The organism is Shewanella sp. SM55 (genome assembly GCF_025654025.1).
GTDB classification, from domain to species: domain Bacteria; phylum Pseudomonadota; class Gammaproteobacteria; order Enterobacterales; family Shewanellaceae; genus Shewanella; species Shewanella oncorhynchi.
The window spans coordinates 45,752-68,752 of record NZ_JAKKRS010000007.1 but is presented as its reverse complement, the minus strand read 5'-3'; the positions used below and the strand labels follow the sequence as shown (position 1 = coordinate 68,752).

At 44.3% G+C, this 23,001-nt stretch carries 20 protein-coding genes and 1 other annotated feature; of the genes, 15 read left to right on the top strand and 5 right to left on the bottom strand.

All coding sequences use genetic code 11. The features are described 5' to 3' along the window. Positions 1 to 219 precede the first annotated feature (219 nt). The 11 genes from ffh (at position 220) to L5L91_RS10730 (ending at position 11,244) form a co-directional block, all read left to right on the top strand. The gene (ffh, locus tag L5L91_RS10780; protein WP_006080787.1) at positions 220 to 1,593 is read left to right on the top strand and encodes a signal recognition particle protein; all 1,374 of its coding nucleotides are present in this window, start codon (positions 220 to 222) and stop codon (positions 1,591 to 1,593) included. Positions 1,594 to 1,810: 217 nt separating this feature from the next. Next, entirely contained in the window at positions 1,811 to 2,062 is a 252-nt protein-coding gene (gene rpsP, locus L5L91_RS10775) for a 30S ribosomal protein S16 (protein ID WP_006080788.1), read from the top strand. Between the two features lie 20 nt (positions 2,063 to 2,082). Beyond that, complete coding sequence (rimM, locus tag L5L91_RS10770; protein WP_006080789.1) at positions 2,083 to 2,613, top strand: ribosome maturation factor RimM; 531 nt, start codon at positions 2,083 to 2,085, stop codon at positions 2,611 to 2,613. A gap of 15 nt (positions 2,614 to 2,628) precedes the next feature. Then, on the top strand, positions 2,629 to 3,375 hold the full coding sequence (trmD, locus tag L5L91_RS10765) for a tRNA (guanosine(37)-N1)-methyltransferase TrmD (RefSeq protein ID WP_028760810.1): 747 nt from the start codon (positions 2,629 to 2,631) through the stop codon (positions 3,373 to 3,375). 34 nt (positions 3,376 to 3,409) lie between these two features. Then, the gene (gene rplS / locus L5L91_RS10760) at positions 3,410 to 3,763 is read left to right on the top strand and encodes a 50S ribosomal protein L19 (RefSeq protein WP_006080791.1); all 354 of its coding nucleotides are present in this window, start codon (positions 3,410 to 3,412) and stop codon (positions 3,761 to 3,763) included. A 260-nt stretch (positions 3,764 to 4,023) separates the two neighbouring features. After that, positions 4,024 to 5,115 carry a 3-deoxy-7-phosphoheptulonate synthase gene (locus L5L91_RS10755; protein WP_263160815.1) on the top strand — a complete coding sequence of 364 codons (1,092 nt, stop codon included), beginning with the start codon at positions 4,024 to 4,026 and terminating at the stop codon, positions 5,113 to 5,115. A gap of 27 nt (positions 5,116 to 5,142) precedes the next feature. Further along, a complete protein-coding gene (gene tyrA / locus L5L91_RS10750; protein WP_263160814.1) occupies positions 5,143 to 6,282 on the top strand; it encodes a bifunctional chorismate mutase/prephenate dehydrogenase in 1,140 nt (379 codons plus the stop codon). Between the two features lie 216 nt (positions 6,283 to 6,498). Then, positions 6,499 to 8,163 carry a hydroxylamine reductase gene (gene hcp / locus L5L91_RS10745; protein ID WP_263236497.1) on the top strand — a complete coding sequence of 555 codons (1,665 nt, stop codon included), beginning with the start codon at positions 6,499 to 6,501 and terminating at the stop codon, positions 8,161 to 8,163. Positions 8,164 to 8,237: 74 nt separating this feature from the next. Next, on the top strand, positions 8,238 to 9,413 hold the full coding sequence (locus tag L5L91_RS10740) for a hybrid-cluster NAD(P)-dependent oxidoreductase (protein WP_263236495.1): 1,176 nt from the start codon (positions 8,238 to 8,240) through the stop codon (positions 9,411 to 9,413). 156 nt (positions 9,414 to 9,569) lie between these two features. Further along, complete coding sequence (locus L5L91_RS10735) at positions 9,570 to 9,905, top strand: hypothetical protein (protein ID WP_105249849.1); 336 nt, start codon at positions 9,570 to 9,572, stop codon at positions 9,903 to 9,905. A 43-nt stretch (positions 9,906 to 9,948) separates the two neighbouring features. After that, on the top strand, positions 9,949 to 11,244 hold the full coding sequence (locus L5L91_RS10730; protein WP_263236492.1) for a cation:proton antiporter: 1,296 nt from the start codon (positions 9,949 to 9,951) through the stop codon (positions 11,242 to 11,244). Between the two features lie 174 nt (positions 11,245 to 11,418). On the opposite strand, the gene L5L91_RS10725 is transcribed toward L5L91_RS10730, so the two are convergent. Next, positions 11,419 to 13,413, bottom strand: a complete 1,995-nt coding sequence (locus L5L91_RS10725) for a chorismate mutase (RefSeq protein ID WP_263236491.1) — start codon at positions 13,411 to 13,413, stop codon at positions 11,419 to 11,421. A 41-nt stretch (positions 13,414 to 13,454) separates the two neighbouring features. Further along, positions 13,455 to 13,571, bottom strand: a sequence feature (Phe leader region). Positions 13,572 to 15,235: 1,664 nt separating this feature from the next. Next, a complete protein-coding gene (hpf, locus tag L5L91_RS10720) occupies positions 15,236 to 15,592 on the bottom strand; it encodes a ribosome hibernation-promoting factor, HPF/YfiA family (RefSeq protein WP_105249847.1) in 357 nt (118 codons plus the stop codon). 299 nt (positions 15,593 to 15,891) lie between these two features. Here hpf and L5L91_RS10715 point away from each other — a divergent pair, with 299 nt between their 5' ends. After that, complete coding sequence (locus L5L91_RS10715; RefSeq protein WP_113940655.1) at positions 15,892 to 16,584, top strand: cytochrome b/b6 domain-containing protein; 693 nt, start codon at positions 15,892 to 15,894, stop codon at positions 16,582 to 16,584. Positions 16,585 to 16,656: 72 nt separating this feature from the next. Here the strand turns inward: L5L91_RS10715 and L5L91_RS10710 are convergent, their stop codons facing one another. Beyond that, positions 16,657 to 17,106 carry a c-type cytochrome gene (locus L5L91_RS10710; RefSeq protein ID WP_028760800.1) on the bottom strand — a complete coding sequence of 150 codons (450 nt, stop codon included), beginning with the start codon at positions 17,104 to 17,106 and terminating at the stop codon, positions 16,657 to 16,659. A 190-nt stretch (positions 17,107 to 17,296) separates the two neighbouring features. Here L5L91_RS10710 and trpR point away from each other — a divergent pair, with 190 nt between their 5' ends. Continuing rightward, positions 17,297 to 17,572, top strand: a complete 276-nt coding sequence (trpR, locus tag L5L91_RS10705; RefSeq protein WP_028760799.1) for a trp operon repressor — start codon at positions 17,297 to 17,299, stop codon at positions 17,570 to 17,572. 64 nt (positions 17,573 to 17,636) lie between these two features. Here trpR and L5L91_RS10700 read toward each other — a convergent pair whose 3' ends face one another. Continuing rightward, positions 17,637 to 18,008: a hypothetical protein gene (locus L5L91_RS10700; RefSeq protein ID WP_028760798.1), complete on the bottom strand. Its 372-nt coding sequence runs from the start codon at positions 18,006 to 18,008 to the stop codon at positions 17,637 to 17,639. A 236-nt stretch (positions 18,009 to 18,244) separates the two neighbouring features. Next, positions 18,245 to 18,901: a peptidylprolyl isomerase gene (gene slyD, locus L5L91_RS10695; protein WP_263236486.1), complete on the bottom strand. Its 657-nt coding sequence runs from the start codon at positions 18,899 to 18,901 to the stop codon at positions 18,245 to 18,247. A gap of 641 nt (positions 18,902 to 19,542) precedes the next feature. Here slyD and thrA point away from each other — a divergent pair. Beyond that, on the top strand, positions 19,543 to 22,011 hold the full coding sequence (gene thrA, locus L5L91_RS10690) for a bifunctional aspartate kinase/homoserine dehydrogenase I (RefSeq protein WP_263236483.1): 2,469 nt from the start codon (positions 19,543 to 19,545) through the stop codon (positions 22,009 to 22,011). Continuing rightward, positions 22,008 to 22,970 (top strand): homoserine kinase, encoded by a 963-nt coding sequence (thrB, locus tag L5L91_RS10685; protein ID WP_263236481.1) that lies wholly within the window; start codon positions 22,008 to 22,010, stop codon positions 22,968 to 22,970. Before thrA ends, thrB begins: the two co-directional genes overlap by 4 nt. Positions 22,971 to 23,001: the final 31 nt, after the last annotated feature.

Below are 23,001 nucleotides of genomic sequence, written 5' to 3'. Positions count from 1 at the left end.
AATAACATGAGCTGTCGGCAAATGGGCAGTGACATGAGTTGCAAAATTTAGCAGATTCTTATTGTTAGGGTTAAATAGTGTGTCGACGACAATAAAACATGACTCAGCGCAAGTAAAACACTTAACCACAATCAAGATGGGTGCAGCAGTAGCATAATGCGCATGCATCGTTATAATACAGCCCATCAATCGAGATTCTTAAAGGTATAGAACAGGACGATGTTTGAGAACCTAACCGACAGACTGTCACGCACACTGAAAAATATCAGTGGCCGTGGTCGCTTAACTGAAGAAAACGTTAAGGAAACCCTGCGCGAAGTGCGTATGGCACTGCTGGAGGCCGATGTTGCCCTGCCTGTGGTGCGCGAATTCGTTAATAATGTAAAAGAACGTGCCGTTGGCCAAGAAGTCTCTAAAAGCTTAAGCCCAGGTCAAGCCTTTATTAAGATAGTTCAAAGTGAACTTGAAAAATCCATGGGTGAGGCGAATGAAGCCCTAGATTTAGCCACTCAGCCGCCAGCTGTGATTATGATGGCGGGTTTACAAGGTGCAGGTAAAACCACCAGTGTGGCCAAACTGGGTAAATTTTTACGCGAACGCCATAAAAAATCGGTATTAGTCGTCAGTGCTGACGTTTATCGCCCCGCGGCGATTAAACAGCTTGAGACGTTAGCGCAAGAAGTGGCGGTGGAGTTTTTCCCATCGGACGTTAGCCAAAAGCCAATCGACATTGCGAAAGCGGCGATTGCCCACGCTAAGTTAAAGTTTATCGATGTGGTGATCCTCGATACAGCGGGTCGTCTGCATGTCGACGAAGCCATGATGGACGAGATCAAAGGCTTACATGCAGCGGTCAAGCCTATCGAAACCTTGTTCGTTGTTGATGCTATGACAGGTCAAGATGCGGCAAACACCGCTAAGGCCTTTAATGAAGCTTTACCACTGACTGGGGTTATCTTAACTAAAGTCGATGGTGATGCGCGCGGTGGTGCGGCGTTATCGATTCGCCACATTACGGGCAAGCCGATTAAATTCCTCGGAGTGGGTGAAAAGACCGACGCGTTAGAGCCATTCCATCCAGACCGTATTGCTTCACGCATTTTGGGCATGGGCGATGTGTTATCGCTTATCGAAGAAGTTGAGCGTGGCGTCGATAAAGAAAAGGCTATGAAGCTGGCTTCGAAAGTGAAGCAAGGTGGCAGTTTCGATTTAGAAGATTTCCGTGAGCAGTTACAGCAAATGAAAAATATGGGCGGCATGATGAATATGCTGGAAAAACTGCCCGGTGTCGGTCAATTGCCCCCAGAAGCCCTAGCGCAAATCCAAGACGGCAAGATGACAGGTCAAATGGAAGCCATCATTAATTCGATGACTTCCAAGGAGCGTAAGAACCCTGATTTAATCAAGGGCTCACGCAAACGTCGCATCGCAGCTGGTTCTGGCACGCAAATTCAAGATGTAAACCGTTTATTGAAACAGTTTACTCAAATGCAAAAGATGATGAAAAAAATGTCTGCTAAGGGCGGCATGCAAAAAATGATGCGCGGAATGCGCGGCATGATGCCGCCAGGAATGAAATTTCCGGGACGTTAATCGGGCATTTTTAGTTAAACTTAGCACTTTATCAGTCGGTTGACTCTGGCAACAATGAACCGCTTACTGAGGGCGCAGGCGTAATAATCGCCATCTTTGGTTGCATTCGTTGGAAAGTCAGGTAAAATCTTCCGGCTTTCTATCTGGGACTCTTCGCGAACACGGGGTTCCAGTTTTTATTTTTGCTTCAAGCAAATCATTAGAGGATTGAAAACGCATGGTTACCATTCGTTTAGCTCGTGGCGGCGCAAAAAAGCGTCCATTTTACAACATCGTTGTTGCTGATAGCCGTAACGCTCGTGACGGTCGTTTCATCGAGCGTGTTGGTTTCTTCAACCCATTGGCCCGTGGCCAAGAAGAAACTTTACGTTTAGACCTAGCTCGCGTTGAGCACTGGGTTTCTAACGGTGCAGCTGCTACAGAACGTGTAGCAAAACTGATCAAAGACGCTCGTAAAGCAACAGCTTAATAGCGTTAAGGTATAGATTGATGAGCAGTAACCAACAGCCAGTCGTACTGGGGAAATTAGGCTCCTGTCATGGCATTAAAGGTTGGCTGAAAATCACCGCCTATACCGATTCTGTTGAAGGTATCTTTGACTATTCACCTTGGCTTATTAAAGAAAATGGTGAGTGGCGTGAAATAAAGGTCACCCAGTGGCGTTATCAAGGCAAGGCCGTTGTTGCCTTACTTGATGGCGTAGAAACACGGGAGCAAGCGCAAATGCTCACAAATTGTGAGATTGCGATTTTGCCGGAACAGATGAACGATTTGCCAGCAGATGAATTCTATTGGCGTGATCTCATCGGTTGCGAAGTGGTCAATACAACAGGCTATAACATGGGGATTGTCGATCAGATCGTGGAAACAGGATCGAACGACGTATTACTCGTTAAAGCCAACGCTAAAGATAGTTTCGGCAAAGTGGAACGTATGATCCCCTTTGTCCCTGAGCAGTTCATCAAAACGGTGGATCTGCAAGGTAAACAGATTTTAGTGGATTGGGATCCTGACTTCTAAGTCGAGGTACAACAGATGTGGTTAGGGGTAATAACCCTGTTCCCAGAGATGTTCCGTGCCGTGACAGACTTTGGAGTTACGGGTCGAGCCGTGAAAAACGGCCTGCTCGAGTTGCACACGTGGAATCCCCGTGATTTCACCCATGATAGACACAATACGGTAGATGACAGGCCTTACGGCGGTGGTCCCGGAATGTTGATGATGGTGCAACCCTTGCGCGATGCCATCCATGCAGCGAAAGCCGCAGCGGGTGAAGGTGCGAAGGTGATTTACTTGTCACCTCAAGGACGCAAGCTGGATCAGCAAGGCGTCACTGAGTTGGCTCAATCATCACGTTTGATTTTGGTCTGTGGTCGATACGAAGGTATTGATGAACGCATCATTCAAACGGAAGTGGATGAAGAGTGGTCGATAGGGGATTACGTGCTTTCGGGCGGCGAATTACCGGCGATGACTCTGATAGATTCAGTATCGAGATTGGTTCCTGGCGTGCTAGGAAAACAAGCTTCGGCGGAGCAAGATTCTTTCTCCGACGGTTTACTGGATTGTCCACATTACACTCGCCCTGAAAGCTTGGATGGTCTTGACGTACCGGCAGTGCTGCTAAGTGGCAACCACGAACAAATTAGACTCTGGCGTTTACAGCAAAGCCTTGGTAGGACTTTACTTAGACGGCCAGAATTATTGCAAAATCTAGCTCTGACTGACGAACAAACGACTCTATTAGCGCAGTTCGTTGAAGCAATGAACAAGCATGCTTAGTCGTAGCTCAGTTAATTCTAGAACGGAGTAAGTTATGAACAACATCATTAAAATGCTCAACGATGAGCAAATGAAACAAGACGTACCTGCGTTTGGTGCTGGTGATACAGTAGTCGTTCAGGTTCGTGTTAAAGAAGGCGATAAAGAGCGTTTACAGGCTTTTGAAGGCGTTGTAATTGCTAAGCGTAACCGTGGTCTGCACTCTGCATTCACAGTACGTAAAATCTCTAATGGCGAAGGTGTTGAGCGTGCTTTCCAAACGCACAGCCCACTGATCGCTAGCATTGAAGTTAAGCGTCGTGGTCGCGTTCGTCGCGCCAAACTGTACTATCTGCGTGATCGTTCAGGTAAATCTGCACGTATCCGTGAGAAGCTGGCAACTAAGTAATAGTTACCGCTACAGAAAACAAGACGTAGTGTTCGCACAGAAAACCGCCCTAGTGGCGGTTTTTTGTTGCTGTTTTTTGAGTATTTATACTTGATCTAAAGAGAATGAACAGGCATAGTGGTCGCCTGATTGTAATGATGTAGCATTACAAAAGTACATTGCGATGGATTTACGCTATTTTATATCCGAAATGAATGCCCAAGCTGACTTGAAGTCCTGCTTCGATAACTGGGTTAAACACTAAGTCTTAGGTGGTAAGCATGCAACAAGATACGATTAACAACGTACACATTAGTTCAGAGAAAGTTTTAATCACGCCGCAAGAGCTTAAAAATGCCTTGCCACTCTCTGAGCATGCTTATCGTTATATTCTTAATGCTCGCAAAACCGTGGCTGATATCGTCCACAAGCGCGACAATCGAGTATTGATCGTCACTGGCCCTTGCTCTATCCACGATATCACCGCGGCTAAGGAATATGCCTTAAAGCTTAAAAAGTTGCACGATGAACTCAGTGATGAGTTTTACATCTTAATGCGAGTCTACTTCGAAAAGCCGCGTACCACGGTAGGTTGGAAGGGCATGATCAACGACCCCGATATGGATGAATCCTTCGATGTCGAAAAAGGCCTGAAAATGGCCCGTGAGCTAATGATTTGGTTGGCCGAGTTAGGACTGCCTGTTGCCACCGAAGCACTCGATCCTATCAGTCCTCAGTACATTTCTGAGCTTGTCACTTGGTCTGCCATTGGCGCTCGCACCACTGAATCGCAAACCCATAGGGAAATGGCATCGGGTCTTTCTATGCCGGTGGGCTTTAAAAATGGCACCGATGGTAAGCTCGATGTAGCGATTAATGCGCTAAAATCGGCGGCCAGTAGCCACAGATTTATGGGCATAAACCAACAGGGCCAAGTCGCATTATTGCAAACTGCAGGTAATCCCGATGGCCATGTGATTTTACGCGGTGGTGCAACGCCCAACTATGATGCGGCGAGTGTGGCAGAGTGTGAAACGCAGCTCCATAAAGCCAAACTCAATGCACGTTTGATCATCGATTGCAGCCATGGTAATTCATCCAAAGACTACAGCCGCCAAAAGCCTGTCTGTGAAGATGTGTTCGAGCAGATTTTTAACGGCAATAAGTCGATTATTGGCGTCATGCTAGAAAGTCATTTAAATGAAGGCAATCAAAGTTGTGATAGGCCATTAAGCGAGCTTGCTTACGGTGTTTCTGTAACAGATTCTTGTATTAATTGGGAAAAAACAGAAACCATTTTACGGGAAGGCGCAGCGAAGTTATCTTCAATACTTCCAACGCGTTTCGATATGCTTAAAGTAGCTAACGCTTAAATTGGTTACAGCTTAATGGACTCAGGTATGAATGAAAAAACAACGGCCGAATTAGAACACCTTCGCGGCCTGATTGATGGTGTTGATCAGCAATTACTGCACTTACTGCGTAAGCGCTTGGATCTCGTTGCGCAAGTGGGCACGGTGAAACACGGCGCCGGTTTACCTATTTATGCTCCTCAGCGTGAAGCCGCCATGCTGGCTAAACGCCGTGAAGAAGCAAAAACTATGGGGATCGAGCCGCAGTTGATCGAAGATATTTTGCGTCGCTTGATGCGTGAGTCTTACCTCAATGAAAAAGATGTTGGTTTTAAGCAAGTTAAAAAAGATCTTGGTTCAGTGGTGATTGTCGGCGGTAAAGGGCAACTCGGTGGACTATTTTCACAAATGCTGACCTTATCCGGCTACCAAGTGAATTTGCTCGATAAAGACGATTGGCGGCAAGCGGATAGCTTATTTGCCGATGCGGGGATGGTGTTAGTGACAGTGCCTATTGCGATTACCTGTGAGCTTATTCGTGAAAAACTGACTCAGTTACCAGCAGATTGCATTCTGGCAGATTTGACCTCCATCAAGACTGAGCCGGTTAAAGCCATGCTTGAGGCGCATTCTGGTCCCGTCGTTGGTTTTCATCCTATGTTTGGTCCTGATGTGGGCAGTCTGGCGAAGCAAGTCGTGGTGGTGTGTCATGGTCGCTCGCCGGAAAAATACCAGTGGTTGCTTGAGCAGATCGCCATTTGGGGGGCGCGGATTGTCGAAGCAGAACCAGAGCGTCACGACAATGCGATGCAGCTAGTGCAGGCAATGCGTCACTTCTCGACCTTTGTGTATGGTTTGAATCTGTGTAAGGAAGAGGCAGATATCGATACTTTACTGCAATTTAGCTCGCCGATTTACCGATTAGAATTAGCTATGGTAGGGCGCTTATTCGCCCAAAGCCCAGAGCTTTACGCCGATATTATTTTTGCACAGCAAGATAGCCAGCATGCTATTGGTGATTATTTAGATAACTACCGTGAAGCGTTAGAGCTACTAAAACGGGGTGACAGGAACGAGTTTATTAAGCAGTTCCAAAGTGTCGCCAAATGGTTTGGGGATTTTGCCCCTCAATTCCAACGCGAAAGCCGTATTATGCTGCAATCGGTAAATGATATGAAAACCAATTAATAAATAAACAGTTACTCTTTAAAACGCCCATCATTGATGGGCGTTTTTTTATGGATTTTTAACAGGTCACATTGTATTTATTAGTAATTGCTTAAGGTGATCTTTCTCTAACATTTAGCATCTCACTTTAGAAATGACTGTCGCTTATGGCACGTTTAGGTAGACTAGTTTTAAACATGCAAAAATAAAGCATGAATTTAAATTAGGAGTCTATCCATGTTCTGTATTCAGTGTGAGCAAACCATTCGTACACCCGCTGGCAATGGTTGTAGTTATTCCCAAGGTATGTGTGGCAAGTTGGCGGCAACGTCCGATCTGCAAGACTTGCTGATTTACATGCTGCAAGGCGTGTCTGTTTATGCGGTTAAAGCTCGCGAGCTGGGCATTATCGATGCTGAAATTGATAGTTTTGTGCCTAAAGCCTTTTTCGCGACCCTCACCAACGTCAACTTCGATGATGAGCGCATTATGGCCTATACCCAGCAGGCGGCTAAGTATCGTGCTCAGTTAAAAGCTTCTTACGAAGCGGCTTGTGAACAAGCCGGTATTGCTGCTGAGCAAGTGCCGCAAGTCGCTCAGTTAGTGCTGGGGACCAGTAAGATTGAAATGCTAGCGCAGGCACCGATTGCACTGCTGAATAAAGATAAGCATGAAGTTCATGAAGACATCATGGGATTGAGGTTATTGTGTTTATATGGTCTTAAGGGCGCGGCTGCTTATATGGAGCATGCTCGCGTGTTGGGGCAGACTGATGCTGATGTGGCAGGGCGCTTCCATGAAATCATGTCTTTCTTAGGTGAGCCGAGTGTAGATGGCGATAAGCTGTTTACTACGGCTATGGACATAGGTCAGTTGAACTACCGCATAATGGCAATGCTGGATGCGGGTGAAACTCAGGCCTTTGGTCATCCTGAGCCAACTGTGGTCAACACTAAGTCAGTTAAGGGCAAAGCCATACTAGTCTCTGGCCATGACATGAAGGATTTAGAGCTTATTCTCGAGCAGACGGTAGGCAAGGGTATCAATGTGTTTACCCACGGTGAAATGCTTCCTGCACTGGCGTATCCAGCCTTTAAAAAATATGCACATCTTGTAGGAAATTACGGCAGTGCTTGGCAAAATCAACAGCAAGAATTTGCCAATTTCCCTGGCGCTGTAGTGATGACATCTAACTGTATTATCGATCCAAATGTGGGTAGTTATAGTGATCGTATCTTTACTCGCAGCATAGTGGGCTGGCCTAGTGTGGTGCATATCGAAGGAGATGATTTCTCGGCTGTCATTGATAAAGCGTTAGCCTTAGAAGGCTTTATCTATGATGAAATCCCACACACTATCACTATTGGTTTTGCCCGCAATGCCTTGATGGCCGCAGCGCCCGCCGTGGTTGAAAATGTGAAGAGTGGTGCGATTAAGCATTTCTTCCTTGTTGGCGGTTGCGATGGCGACAAAGCCGACAGAAGCTACTTCACTGAACTTGCTAAATCCACACCTAAGGATTCAATAATCCTGACGCTAGGCTGTGGTAAGTACAAATTCAATAAGCTCGAATTTGGTGACATTAACGGTATTCCACGTTTGCTCGATGTGGGCCAATGTAACGATGCCTATTCAGCGATTCAGTTAGCGATTGCATTAGCTGAAGTGTTTGAATGTGATATCAATGAATTACCTCTGAGCTTAGTGCTTTCTTGGTTTGAGCAAAAAGCCATTGTAGTACTGCTGACGCTGTTGTCACTTGGCGTTAAAAATATTCGAACAGGCCCGACGCCACCTGCGTTCCTGACGGCCAATTTAGCCAAAATTTTGGAAGATAAGTTTGGCTTGCGTAATACCACGACAGTCGAAGCCGATTTAAAAAATATGTTAAACGTGGCTTAAATCAACCAAGAATTGTTGCTGAACTGCGGTTTTGGCTTGTTTACTGAGGCCGCAGTGTTTTGTGGGTAAATGCTATGAACATGAGTGTGATAGCGGGAGCGCGGGCATTATCGGTTTCGCCCCATAAACCCGGAAGTGTTAATCAAATAGTGTGCGTCGAACGCTGGAATGAAACCTCGGATGTCGTGAGTTTTCGTTTTCAAGCGGGCGAGCCGATGAAGTTTGACTATAAACCCGGTCAGTTTATGACCTTTGTGCTTGAGATTAATGGCGAGCAAGTGTGCCGCAGTTATACCTTGTCATCATCGCCATCTAGGCCCTATTCCTTGATGGTGACGATTAAGCGTGTTGTGGGTGGACTCGTATCTAATTATCTTATCGACAATCTATTACTCGGCCAGAGTGTACGAGTGCTGCCGCCCGCGGGGCAATTTAATCTGTTTGATATTGCTCGGCTAAGCCATAAACAGCCAGAGACTGAAAAGTTAGATGCTAATCTGTTAGCTATAACGGCGCAGAAATACCTTTTTTTGAGTGCTGGTTGCGGTATTACCCCCATGTACTCTATGTCGCGTTATCTGACTGATACGCAAATTGATGCTGATATTGCCTTTGTGCACAGTGCGCGATCAGAGAATGATATTATTTTTAAGTCATCATTGGCGACTATGGCCAACCGTTTTAATGCATTTAAGCTCAGATACGTACTTGAGACTGTCACTGAAACACTGGGGTGTTCACCAAAGATAGCATTCGATTTCGGGCGGTTAAGTGCACAGATGCTACCAACCTTAGTACCTGATTTTGCAGAGCGTACTATCTACCTTTGTGGGCCAGAACCTTATATGCAAGCGGTGAAAACCTTATTGGTCGAACTCAATTTTGATATGAGTCGGTTATACCATGAGAGTTTTGCCACGGCCGAGAAAGTTGCCCGCAGTCAGCTTATGCAAGCAAACTCGTCAGATGGAACGAGTGAAAACCCACCAGAAGGGGCTTTTACCTTGTCTATTGGCGATCGAAGCACGACGCTAAATCAAGGACAAAGTCTGCTGGAGGGAATTGAGGCCGAAGGGTTGCCGATTATTGCGGCCTGTCGTTCGGGCGTTTGCGGCGCGTGTAAGTGTCAAGTCTTGGAGGGAGAAACGGTATCGACAAGCGTGATGACACTGACTGCTGCAGAAATTGAAGCCGGTTTTGTACTCGCTTGCTCCACAAAATTAGCATCCGACGTGACACTTAAACTTTAACGTGCTGCTAATTAGCGTCATTTACTTGTGACTTATTTTTAAATGGATGGAAATATTTTTAATCCTTAGTTGCGCTTATCTCAGTGAGAACGTAAGGTTAATGACAAGGGCGTATGATGTTTGCGCCCAGTCTATTAGTCTGGCTGGAGTCTCTCAATGACAATGACAACCACTTATGCCGCAAAAATTGAAGACCGTACTCTGGGACATTTGTTGTACGCCTTGATGTCGGGTTTTCCCTTATTATTACTTCCTGTGCTGCTAAGTTTGTTCATTAATGTTTCCCAACGCCAATTCCATGGTAATCCATTATTGGCGTCGCATTTACGTTGGCAACGGCATTCTAATCTCGCCTTTCTTGGCTTACTAGTGCTCGGCTATTGCGTTCCACTGACTTGGCTCAGTCTTTCGATTTATCTCTTTGGGATCATTTGGTTTTGCCACAGGATCATTAAAGGGTGGTTAAGTCTATTGGATGGTTTAGAAATCTAAACTTGTGCTAGAGTCTCTAAATTGATGATTTTTAGAGGCTCTTATGTCCAGCTACCAAATTCTGTGTGTCCTCTGCGCGTTGGCGCTAGTGACTTCGGTTATCTCCTCTCGCGTCCATAAACTGCAGGAAACTGTGGCCATTACTGCTATTGCCCTAGGAATGAGTTTGTTGTTGCTCCTAGGGGGAAAGGCTTTAGGTGGGGACGTTTATGTGTATTTTGTCTCTGGCTTAGAGAAACTCGATTTTCAAGCTTTACTGCTCAATGGCATGCTCGGTTTTTTACTCTTTGCCGGCGCATTACAAATCCACTTAAAAATACTGAGGCATCAAAAGTGGGAGATCCTAATCCTTGCTTTTATAAGCACCTTATTGTCGACATTTATTATAGGTGGGCTATTATTTTGGTTTGCGCCTATGCTAGGTCTCCCGTTACAATTCAGCCACTGCTTACTGTTCGGCGCCTTGATTTCGCCCACAGATCCTATCGCTGTTTTGGCTATTTTAAAGAAAATGGGTGCGCCGGAAGATATTGCGATTCAAGTAGAAGGAGAATCTTTATTTAACGATGGCATAGGGTTAGTGATTTTTGTGGCAATATCGCAATTGGCTTTCTCCACCGAGCCACTGACGTTTATCCATATCTCTGAGTTATTTATTCGTGAGGCGGTAGGTGGGGTTATTTACGGTGGCGTGCTTGGTTTTCTGCTGCATCATTTTTTCCGCTATTGCGAGGAAGAAACGCAATTAATGCTAGTTACCCTGCTGATCCCAACCGCGGGATATGTCATGGCGGATGTGCTTGGTGTTTCTGGTCCTTTAGCTATGGTGAGTGCGGGGATCATCATAGGAAATTTCAGTGTGCCTAAGTTTTTTGCTCGCAACGAGCGAGTGAAACTATTTACTTTTTGGTCGCTGATTGAATCCTTCTTTAATGCCTTACTCTTCCTATTGCTTGGTTTATTACTTTTGTTAGTCACTTTCAAAGCGCCATTATGGTGGTTTATGTTTGTGGCTATACCAATAGTCTTGTTGGCGCGTGCAATGAGTGTGTTATTACCTTATTTAGGCTTTCGATTGTTTAAGTCATACAACCCCTATGCAGAGACGATTTTGATTTGGGGTGGCTTAAGGGGAGGATTAGCCCTCGCTATGGCGATGAGTTTGCCAGAGGGTATCGTCATAGATGCTATTGGTGGTGTGGAGCTGCGGGAGTTGCTGTTAGTGATGACCTATGCCGTCGTCGTATTTTCGATTCTAGTGCAGGGCTCTACTATGACAGGGCTTATCCGTAGGAGTAATGCCGTTACTGAACCATCGAGTGCTGTTGGCTCTTCTTAAAATGCATAAAGGCTCACTGCGCTGCAATACTAAACAATATTAAGCCTGCTAGTCATTACACTCGCTAGCAAGCTTGTCTGAGTCAATTAGGGATAAAAGAAGCCTCATTTATCCCTTAACACACTTCGAACTAACCACATTTCACTTTAAATTAAATCACTCAAGATCAAAGCTTTAATTTGCCCGATATAATTCCCGTACCACAGCGCTTATTAAGTTAAGCGACTCATGGTCATCACTGCTAGCTAGTGGACAATTGAGTATCAATCCATCCACTTTAAGCTGTTTAATTCCCTGTGTTTGAACCAATAGGGCATCATCTGATACGGCATAACTTGGGTTGATTAAAATCGGCAAATGGCTCGTGGCTTTAATCTGGATCAGACTCGCTAAATCGAGTGAAGGTAGATTGGCATTATTTAAGGTTCTAATGCCAGAGTCACACAGAACCAGTTGCTGATTGCCTTGGCTTAAAATGACTTCTGTTGCCGTGAGTAATTCTTCAAAACTTGCCATATCGTTACGCTCAAGTATTAATGGTATCGGTAGGGTTCCAGCTTGAGTCAGTAAAGTTTGGTTAAACATCTGCTTGCCTGCGAGGAATAACATATCGGCGTGCTGGACTGCTAATGGCATATCGGTTTCTTGCGCTATGGCAATAATGCACACTAGGCCATATTGATGCAGGATTTGGCGTAGTTTAGCGAGAGTAACTTCTGCCATAGTCAGTTGATTAACAGCGCTGAGCAAAACGGCTTGGAATCCCGCTTCTTTAAGCTGCTTCACTTGCTGCTCGAAAGCCGATAACGCTAAGTGTGAAATGTCATTGTTCAGTGTGATTTGGGCTATGGCACAGACATGCCCTGCACCGATTGTCATTGCGCCACAGTTGATTTCACTGGCTTGCTCTTTATAGACTTTGCTATATCGAACTGGACTGGCATTAGAACCATTTTCGCTGATGACTTGATCCTTAGAGGTGCTGGGCTCAATCAGTAGCTGGCTGTTGCTCAGCTGTGTGGGCTTGACTGTTTCACAAGGATAACAGCCTAATACTTTGATAAAACGGGTGATTCGCTCGAGTTGCTTTAAACCCGCCTGCATGGATTCACTGGAGATATTCGCGTCGATATCCAAATAGAACATCTCTTCCCAAGGTGTTCCTGGAATCGGGCGTGACTCTAATTTGCTCATGTTTAACTGATGCGCTTTTAGAACCAGTAAGGCTTCCACTAAAGCACCGGCTTTTTGGCCTGTTGCCATGATCAATGTAGTCTTAGCGGGTAACTGCTCTGGTACGGCAACGGCTTTGCGAGCAACAACGATAAAGCGACTTTGGTTGATCTTCTGATTAGCTAAACCTGCTTCTATGGACTCAAGTTGATAGAGTGCACCACCTTCGGCGCTGCCAATCGCTGCTGCACTGTTATCTGGACTTTGGTTTACCTTTTCCATTGCTTCTGCGCTGCTTGAGCAGTATTCCAGTCTCAAGTCTTTGTGTTGAGTTAAATATCTGCTGCATTGGCTAATAGGCTGAGGGTGGGCATAGACAGTTTTGATCTCAGCTAATTTACTGCCAGCTTTTCCTAGTAGGCAATGGCTGACTTCAATCGTCGTTTCGCCAACAATCGACAGACTGGTGTGCTGTAGCACGTCGTAGACTTCGTTGATTGAACCTGAAGATGTGTTCTCAATCGGCAGGAAACCATAATCAGCATGTCCAGACTCAACGGCTTGCACTATTTCATCGAAACTTTGGCAACCTAAGTCCAGCATTTCAACTTGGCGACGTTGGCAATAGCGTGTAGCTGCGAGATAAGAGTATGAACCTCTAGCACCGAGGTAAGCGATACAATACTGTTGTTTTTGTGTCTCTGGATTGGCGCGGCCGTGAAGGTAAGCTTGTTGATTCAATACTGAATCTTCAATGATGCTCTGGTAAAGGGAGATAACATAGTGGGCATCTAATCCTTTCTCTCTGCCTTCTTTCACGAGTCGAGCGAGCAGTTCTTTTTCCCTTTGAGTATCTCTGATGGGTCTGACATCTACTTCTTTGCTACGGGCTACTTCTAAACTTAAGCGACGGCGCTCAGCGAGTAATGCCAGCAGTTCATTATCCAGATGGGTGATCTGCTCTCGGGTTTGATTTAAAGGCTGTGGTGTATGCATTCTGACCTCAATTGCCGCCATGTATTTTATCAATCGTTTAAGACAAAAAAGCCTCCCAGTTGGGAGGCTTTGGATTTTTACTTTCGTTTTTACACAGTAAATCCGCCTCCTAGAGTGGGGGTGTAAAAAAGAAAGTAAAAAAAGCTGCTGTTATCATTTTCATGGTCTTAAAACTAAAGGGCTAGGGCTTAGCTGTCAATCAAAACTTTCTTAAAGGTAATCTAAAAAAAGCGCACCCGAGGGTGCGCTGGTTTGGTTCAAGTATGTATATATGGTCAAGCGAGTTTATCCTCCTTATGGTCAGTGTGGGACAAGGTAACACATTCGTTTATCTTACATTTACGTGTAACAGTAAAACGTTGACAACTCACTAGATAACGACTTGCATTTACAATGAACATTAACAAGTACTTTATGCGGCATAGCGTATAACCTTGAAACTATGCAGTTTGCAGTACCAGCGAACTTACGTTGACATGTCTTGCACTTATATTTTAACAATTAACACTTGCATGGAGCTATAACATTAAAAACTAACACTAACAAAACGAACATTTAAAAATAAACGATTTACGGCTCATTGGTTGTACTAGGTACATTTTGCTGTAAGAACAGCTTAGCCTTGTCACGCGTTTAGGTCTTGCTACTTACATTATTACCATTATTACCATTATTACTTTTTAATTTAAAACCTAACATGTTAATACATGGAGCGTATAAAAAGCTCTCATTTACTGTTATTACAATTTTCGTCAAGTCTAGATTTCCTCCTTTTTAGTTGATAAGTAAACATTATTTAAGGTGTCTGTAAATATCAAAACTCAACTAATGGTAAACGTTAACACATTACATAAATAAACATTTATACGATTTACAGTTTTTACTATACAAATAACACTAAGTAAACTAATGACTTTTAATCAAACCAACGTATTGCACTTACATTAAACACTTACATTAAATCACACGCTAAAAACGCTAACTAACATATCAGTATAAATATGACTCTCTTCATATAACTAATCTACATCTCTTCATATAACTAATCTACATCTCTACATCTAACTAAACGTGACAGTTGTTACCTCATTTATCTCAGTGTTTAGCAATCATTGGTGCCGGCCCATTTTACAATAAACGCTTTTATTCATGTAGCTTTTGTAAATGTGATTTTTGTTTATGTTTACCTGAGCCTCCATTGTGGATATAAAAAATTTGATAGTTAAAGATTTTGCTAATGTACTCGTTGTACTGTACTCGGCTCCTTATGTTAACTCTGGTATTCAGCAATGCCGCCTGTTTCTGGTGGTCATCCTGATATTGGGTCAAAATTGAGTACTGCTTTTAGTGAATGCCAACATACTTGATTGTTTCTAAAATCAAATTGTTCGCTCTTGTGTTGCCTCCTTTCCAAACTTGCTATTGAAAGTGGAACCTAGTTGAAAATAAAAATTGAACTTTTAAACGTAGAAATTATAAGTAAAATTAATCATTAACAGTAAACCTTAGTACTTAAAACTATATAGCTTAGATTAGTAGTGCTCCTTAGTTATATCCAGTAACGTTACTTAGAACTTAAGATCTGTTAATCAATATTTGTAAATCAAAATTTAAAGTAAATCAACATTTGAAACGATTTAAATCCGCACCACTTCGATTCTTGCTGTTACTTTGTAAAGTGTAGTAGGTATTTAGTCAAAAGAACTGTTTTTTTCATCATTAAAATGATTGCACTAAGCTTTTGTAAAAACTGTGATCTGATTAAATATTTCTACTTTATTGCTCTCAAAGTGATGCGTTTCTCGCACTCACCAGATTTAAATTATGCCGCATCTTCCTCCTCGTACTCGTCGTCAATTTCAACAACATTATTAGTCGGTGTTAGTGATGTGGAGCGTTGAGCTTCAGGTTTGTGTGTTATGCGATTGAGCTGCTTCTCTAATTTTTGGCCCATAGCGTTAATCGCAGTATATAAATTTTCATGTTTTGCTTGAGCGAAGAGTTCTCCATTTGGGATGCCAACCGATGCTTCAATTTTGAAACCAGGTTTCTCCTCCGTAATGATTACATGGGGATTTATCATTTGCACATCATGCCTTGAAAGTTTTTCAAAACGGCTTTCAATGCGTTCGCGAATAGGAGATGTGACTTCAAGTTGCTTGCTAGTAATCTTTAGCATATTTCGAACCTTCTGTTGTTTCCTTGGATTTCAGATTACCAAGGTTCGCACTATAAAACGAGATGTAGATCACGTTTTTGTGCCCATTAGATACTGTTCGTTGGATATTTGATCACTTAGACAAATATCAATAATTCTTGGCCCAAAAGCCTTGTATTGCCAGCTAAATGGGGTCATATTCGATGGGATAACTCCGCAGTCTTTGCCCTTATTTACTTATATTTACTTTAAGTTTCATCCCGAATCCCGATAAAATACCTCTACTTATTCCATTCGGTCACTTTGAGTTTGCCCATTTTATGAATACTGAACACGTTAAAATTAAGGTCTGGGATTTACCCACGCGAATTTTCCATTGGGGCATGGTGTGTCTGTTGGCACTTTTATGGTGGAGTGCCGATGCGGGCGAAATGCAGTGGCATCAAATTTTTGCTTATAGTTTGCTGATCCTTATTGGATTTAGGATCCTCTGGGGGCTCATTGGTAGCGATACGGCAAGGTTTAGCCACTTTGTTCATCACCCCAAAGTTGTACTCGATTACTTGAGATCGATTCGAACTAAAGGGATGTCTGTGGTACTTGGACACAATCCTATCGGTGGCTATATGGTCATCGCGTTGATTGGGATTATTAGCCTTCAATTAGTTACAGGCCTTTTTGCGACCGATGATATTTTTACCGAAGGTCCGCTATATAGCTATGTCAGTTCAGATACCAGTGGATTTTTGACTTGGTTACACAAAACGAACTTTAACCTTATTCTCTTGCTGAGTGCCATTCATGTACTGGCTGTGATTATTCATGCCATGAAAGGGGATAAGTTAGTTGGTGCTATGATCAGTGGTTACAAGAAAGTCTCGAAGGTTGCTTTTTCATCAAGTGCGAAGAGCGAGCTTCGATTCAAGTCTGAGTGGCTTGCTTTAGTGCTGTTCACAGTATGCGCTGCTGTGGTCTTTGGCTATTTAATGTGGCCAATAGTGCAAGTTCTGTAGATTGATACTTAGTTTGGGAACATCAAAAAGCCTGCTATTTAGCAGGCTTTTTGATGGGAAAACAACGTCAAACTAATCTTTCTTATAAATGTCGTGACAACTTTTACAGCTTTTTCCTGTGTCCATAAAGGCTTGTTTGATTTCAGCTTGATTACCTTTTTGAGCTACAGTAGCCAGAATGGCAGCATTCTCTTGGAAGGTTTTCATTTTTGCATCAAAATCAGCTCTGTCTTGCCAAACTTTGGCTAGGGCTTCGGTATCACCTTTGTCTGAGCCATCAATAAAACCTTCGAAAGGAATTTTGGATAATGCAGCAACATTCGTTGCGCGCATTGCGAAGGTTTCTGCTTCGAAAGGTTTTTTACCTTTCATCATGGCAGCCATATCGCCGAAGTTATAAGCAATAAGACCAAATGCAGATTGGCGGTATTCAATTGCATCTTTAGAGTCTTCGAAATTGTGTGCTTGTGCAGTTGAAGCCAATAAGGTACTGGCAACGAGAGTAAGTAGTAATTTTTTCATCGTATTCTCACAAATTAGCGTCGAAGTGTGACATTGCACGCCTATTGTACACAAATTAACTTGATGTACTAGAAGCAATTTTGTCAGTTTTTGTCTGGATCAGACTGCTAAACGTAACAATTTATTTGTAAGTAGGCGAAATCTGTTAGACTGCTAATGTAATGCTTGAACAGTACTTATGAGGGTGATTATGCGAGCTAACTGGGATCTAGTATTAGAAAAAATTTTGAGCCACAGCAATTATGAAGATCTTTCTGTGTTGTTTCATTTACTGTTAACCGAAGAAGAACGTAGTGCCGTTGCCGGACGTTTGAAGGTCTTTCAATTGCTGCTAGACGGGGAAATGAGTCAAAGGCATATCGCTGCGGAATATGAAGTCAGTATTGCAACGATTACACGTTGTTCTAATTATTTGAAGAATATGTCTTCTGAGCATAGGGCGAAAGTTCAAAAATTAATTGGTTAGTGTTCATGTGGATACAACTCTTGTGAATATCATCTGCTCCTACTGTGGCGAATAGAACTAAGCCTTAAGGCGTGATGGGAAGCTTATGACGACGATAGAGGGAACGACGAACCAGAATGTATAAGCCGTAGCTGAGTAAACAGATAGCCAGAATTGGGTAAAGATCCTTGGGAAGGAATTTAAAGATAGCCAGCGCCGCTAAGAGATAGATAAAAGGTAGAAAGTTATAAATTATCTCGGGAAGATAACCCGATTTACGCCGCTTAGCCGAGTCTGTTCGACGGTTTTGAGAACGCATAACGTAGATCCTCGCACCTAATACAAATACCACAGTTGCCGCTATCAAGGCATAGTTGATGTCGAGTGCAATAAAACTCGAACTACCGAGCGCCATATAGCCAAAAGGCAAAATTTCGTAAAGTGGTTTGGTTAACATAAGCACTCCGTCGCTTAACTTAGGTTGATATCAATATCTAATTGAAAATATTCATATAAAATTTGAATACTTCAATTTACCAGTCAGTTATTTATCTATTACGAATATTATAAACGCTTGTGTATAAAAAATGCACGACCTTAAATTAAGGGCGTGCATCTTCAAAGGTTAAACTATGGCGGTTCAATCGCTTAGGGATGAGCTATTTCTAGCTCACCTTGGGCAACAATCTGTATTTAACCGCGGCAACCACAGCCGCCATTGCCGTCACAACCTGTTTTAGGTGTGTCACAGGCTTCGTGCTCTTCATGGTGATGTCCATGATCGTGGTCTGAACCACCACAACAGCCGCCAGCTTCTTCTTTGCCTGAACCGCCACAGCATCCACCACCGTGGTCGTGATCATGTCCATGGCTTCCACAACCGCCTTGGGCATGAATGTGGCCATGAGCGATTTCTTCGGCTGAGGCTTCACGAACGTCAACGATTTCGACGCTGAAATTGAGTGATTGGCCCGCTAAAGGATGGTTGCCATCGACGATAACCACATCGTCTTTCACTTCCATGACTTGAACTGGGCGCTGACCCATTTCAGTTTCAGCGATGAAGCGCATACCAGGGACGATATCTTCGATATCACCAAAGGCTTCTAATGGCACGGCTTGACGTAGGCCATCGTGATAAGGGCCATAGGCTTCTTCGGCACTAATAGTGACATCGAGTTTTTCGCCTTTGCTTTTACCGTCTAATGCGGCTTCTAAACCTGGGATCAGGTTTTCAGTGCCGTGTAGATATAGCATAGGTTCAGAGTCGAAAGAGTCTTCTAATAGTCTGCCTTCTTGATCTGATAAACGGTAATGAATGGTTACCGCGCTGTGTTGAGTGATCTTCATATCGCCTCCAATTCGTAATGTGCGCGCATAATAACGTGCTTTTTTAGTGCTGGCGATAATTTGAAGTGGCTTATGTTAGATATCGCACAGGTTTTTTTTAGGAAAATTTGTCGGTGCTTTACGGTAGAAAGGATGAGTAATGTGATTTTTGCTCGTTAGGTGGTCAATTTAGCCTGAGTGATGAGGTAGAACAAATAACGCATTATTTTAAAGTGCACTATAAATAATTAGATGTAAAACAAATGATTATCTAATGTTTTTTGTGCGGCATTACGTTAACGTCAACAGTTATCTATTGAGTAAATCGCATTTTTACCCCTAGAAAACTTCATATTAACGAATCTTGATGCAGTATTTTATCGAGCGTTAATATTTGCCTATAAATAATCCATTTTAGGGGTTGACAAGCGCGGGTAAAAAAAGCAATTCTGTTTATCAAGAAATTAACATGGATTAGCCAAAACACATGCATAGCCTAGGTTTCGTAGTAACTACCATTATTACAACCACCACTACAACAACAGTGGGGGCGGGCTGATACACCCTAAAGAATTTTAACGATGAGCCCGCTTCCCACAAAGAAGCGGGCTTTTTTGTTTCTAGCTCTTATTTCTAAGTCGGGCGCGGTACAGGAGAACAAGATGAAAGTAATGAAATTTGGTGGTACCTCGCTTGCAAATTGGCAGCGATTCTCGATGGCGGCGGATATCGTTGCCAAGTCATCTAAGCTTGAGCCAATAGCCACAGTGCTATCTGCCCCGGCGACTGTGACAAATGCGTTACTAGAAATGGTTGATGTAGCCGTTAAAGGTGAAGATTATTCGTCTGTGCTGCAGCATGTTGAGCGGGTATTTACCTCGCTATACCAAGATGCCGTTACTTCAATGTTGTCGAGTGAGCAGAGTGAACAGCTCTTTTCTGGACTTAATGCGCAGCTGGTGATTTGGCAGGATAGATTACGTGGCATTAGCTTACTGCAAGAGTGTCCCGATGGCATACGTGCTGAAATCGTGGTGGCAGGTGAGCGTTTATCTGCAGCCTTGATGGAACAAGTGATGCTATCTAAGGGGATCACGTCGGCTCAACTCGATCCGCGCGCCTTGTTTCTAGGTCGTGGTCGGCCGTTAGAATCCGTGGTCGATATCGCTGTGAGTAAGCCAAGGTTTCGTGCGTTGGCATTAGGTGAAAAACGCGTATGGGTAATGCCGGGTTTCACCGCCGCCGATGAACAGGGCAAAGTGGTGACATTAGGCCGTAATGGTTCGGACTATTCTGCTGCCGTGCTGGCCGCTTGTTTAGATGCGTCAAGTTGTGAGATCTGGACTGATGTTGACGGCGTTTATAATACTGATCCCCGTGTGGTTGCCGACGCTAAGCTGTTGTCACAACTCAGCTATCAAGAGGCGATGGAACTCTCCTATTTTGGCGCTAAAGTGCTGCATCCTAAGACGATTGCGCCCATCGCTCAGTTCCATATTCCCTGTTATATCAAAAATAGTTTTAACCCCGATGCGCTCGGCACTCTGGTATCAAACCAAGCCGATGAAACTGGCTTGCAGGTTAAAGCTATCTCCAATTTAGATAACCAGACCATGTTCGATATATCAGGCCCAGGCATGAAAGGCATGGTTGGCATGGCGAGCCGTACTCTCGCGGCGATTTCCCGCAGCGGCGTGTCAGTCTCTTTAATCACCCAAAGCTCCTCTGAATACAGTATTAGCTTCTGTGTGGCGACGTCTGACTCGGCCAAAGTGAAATGGGCCTTAGAGCAAGAGTTTGAATTAGAAATAAAAAGTGACTTGCTTGAACCTATCGCTATGCGTCATGAGCTCGCCATCGTTTCTTTGATTGGTGATGGCATGCGCACTCACAAAGGGGTGGCAGCGCGTTTCTTCCAAGCATTAGCACAGGCAAGCGTGAACATTATCGCCATCGCCCAAGGTTCGTCCGAGCGGTCGATTTCGACTGTGATCGAGCAGCGTAAGACTAAGCATGCGGTGGCGGCTTGTCATCAAGGCTTTTTCGATGTACAGCAATATTTAGATGTGTTTTTAGTGGGTTGCGGCAATGTGGGCGCAGGTCTGCTCGAGCAGATAAAACAACAGTCCGCCATGCTCAAAGAGCAACACATCAGTATCCGTGTTTGCGGCATAGTAAATTCTAACAAGATGTTACTCGACAGTGCGGGTATCGACTTAAGCAATTGGTCTAGCTTGCTTGCCGATAGCCAGCAAGCTTGCGATATCCCAGCATTACTCGCATGGGCGAAAGAGCAACAATTACTGAATCCTGTGCTGGTGGATTGCACCTCCAGCGAGCAAGTGTCGAACCTATATTTGGATGTGATGAACGCGGGTTTACATGTGGTCACGCCCAATAAAAAGTCCAATACTCGCGATTATGCTTATTATCAAGCACTGCGCCAAACGGCATTAAAACAGCGTCGCCAATTCTTATACGAAACCACAGTCGGTGCGGGTTTACCTGTGATCGATAACCTGAAAAAACTGTTATTTGCGGGTGACAAACTGCATAAATTTAACGGTATTTTATCGGGCTCTTTATCCTTTATCTTCGGCATGCTGGATGAAGGCATGACACTTTCTGAAGCAACCGGTCTTGCGCGGGAAAAATGTTTTACTGAGCCCGATCCTCGTGATGATTTGAGTGGTATGGATGTGGCGCGTAAAGTGCTCATTCTTGCCCGTGAAGTGGGACTAAAGTTAGAGCTCAGTGATGTGCAGGTTGAATCGGTATTGCCAGCCGAGTTTGATGATTCAGGTGATGTTGAAAGCTTTATGGCACGATTACCGCAAGTTGATGCCGCAATTGCCGCAAAAGTGGCGCAGGCCAAAGCCCAAGGTAAAGTGCTGCGTTATGTTGGGCAAATTGAGGATGGTGTGTGCCGTGTGCGTATCGCCGAAGTCGATGCACAGGATCCGCTTTATAGCGTAAAAGGCGGCGAAAATGCCTTGGCGTTCTACAGCCGCTATTATCAGCCCATTCCCTTTGTGCTACGCGGCTATGGCGCAGGAACGGAAGTGACCGCTGCCGGTGCCTTTGCCGATGTATTAAGAACCTTGAATTGGACTCGTGAGGTGAGTGTATGAGTTTGACCGTTTACGCTCCAGCCTCTATGGGTAACGTGGGCGTCGGATTTGATTTACTCGGTGCAGCATTGGCGCCGATTGATGGCAGTTTACTGGGCGATAGAGTGACTATCGCCGCGGCAGCGTCGGGTGTGAGTCTTATGCAAACCGGCGCTTGGGCCCATAAACTGCCTGGCAATCCAAATGACAATATAGTGTACCAATGTGCCGAGTTCTTCTTAACCGCCTTGAGTAAGGAGTATTTAGAAGCACTGGGTAAAGCAGATGAAGGCGTGGCACTCACACTGGAAAAGAACCTGCCCGTCGGTAGTGGGTTAGGGTCGAGTGCAAGCTCTGTCGTGGCAGCGTTATATGCCCTGAATGAACATTTTGATAGACCCTATAACGAGCAAGCACTGCTGGAACTGATGGGCGAGTTTGAAGGGAAGATCAGCGGCAGTGTGCACTATGACAACGTCGCCCCTTGTTACTTAGGCGGCATGCAATTGATGCTTAATGTGCCGGGTACAGTTTGCGAAGCAATACCCAGCTTTAAAGAATGGTATTGGGTTGTGGCCTATCCAGGGATTTCACTCTCAACGGCAATGATGCGCAAACTCATGCCAGATCAATATGATAAAAGTGTCACTATCGATTTTGGCCGTTATTTAAGCGCCTTTGTTCATGCGTCTTACCAGCAGAATGCCAAGCTTGCGATTAGCGTATTAAAGGATGTGTTAGCCGAGCCCTATCGCGCCGCCGCGATCCCGGGTTACGACAAGGCCAGAGCCGCTTTAGCCGCTTTAGGCATGTTGACTACGGGGATTTCCGGCAGTGGCCCAACGCTGTTTTCGATTACCGATGATTTAGCCACGGCAAATGCGGCTAAAGCCTGGTTAGAACAGCATTATTTAACCGAGGTTGGGGGCTTTGCCCACGTGTGTCGCCTCGATGAGCAAGGCACGCGTAGAGTCGATTAATAGTTAATTTAGCTAAGACTAAGTACCCCAA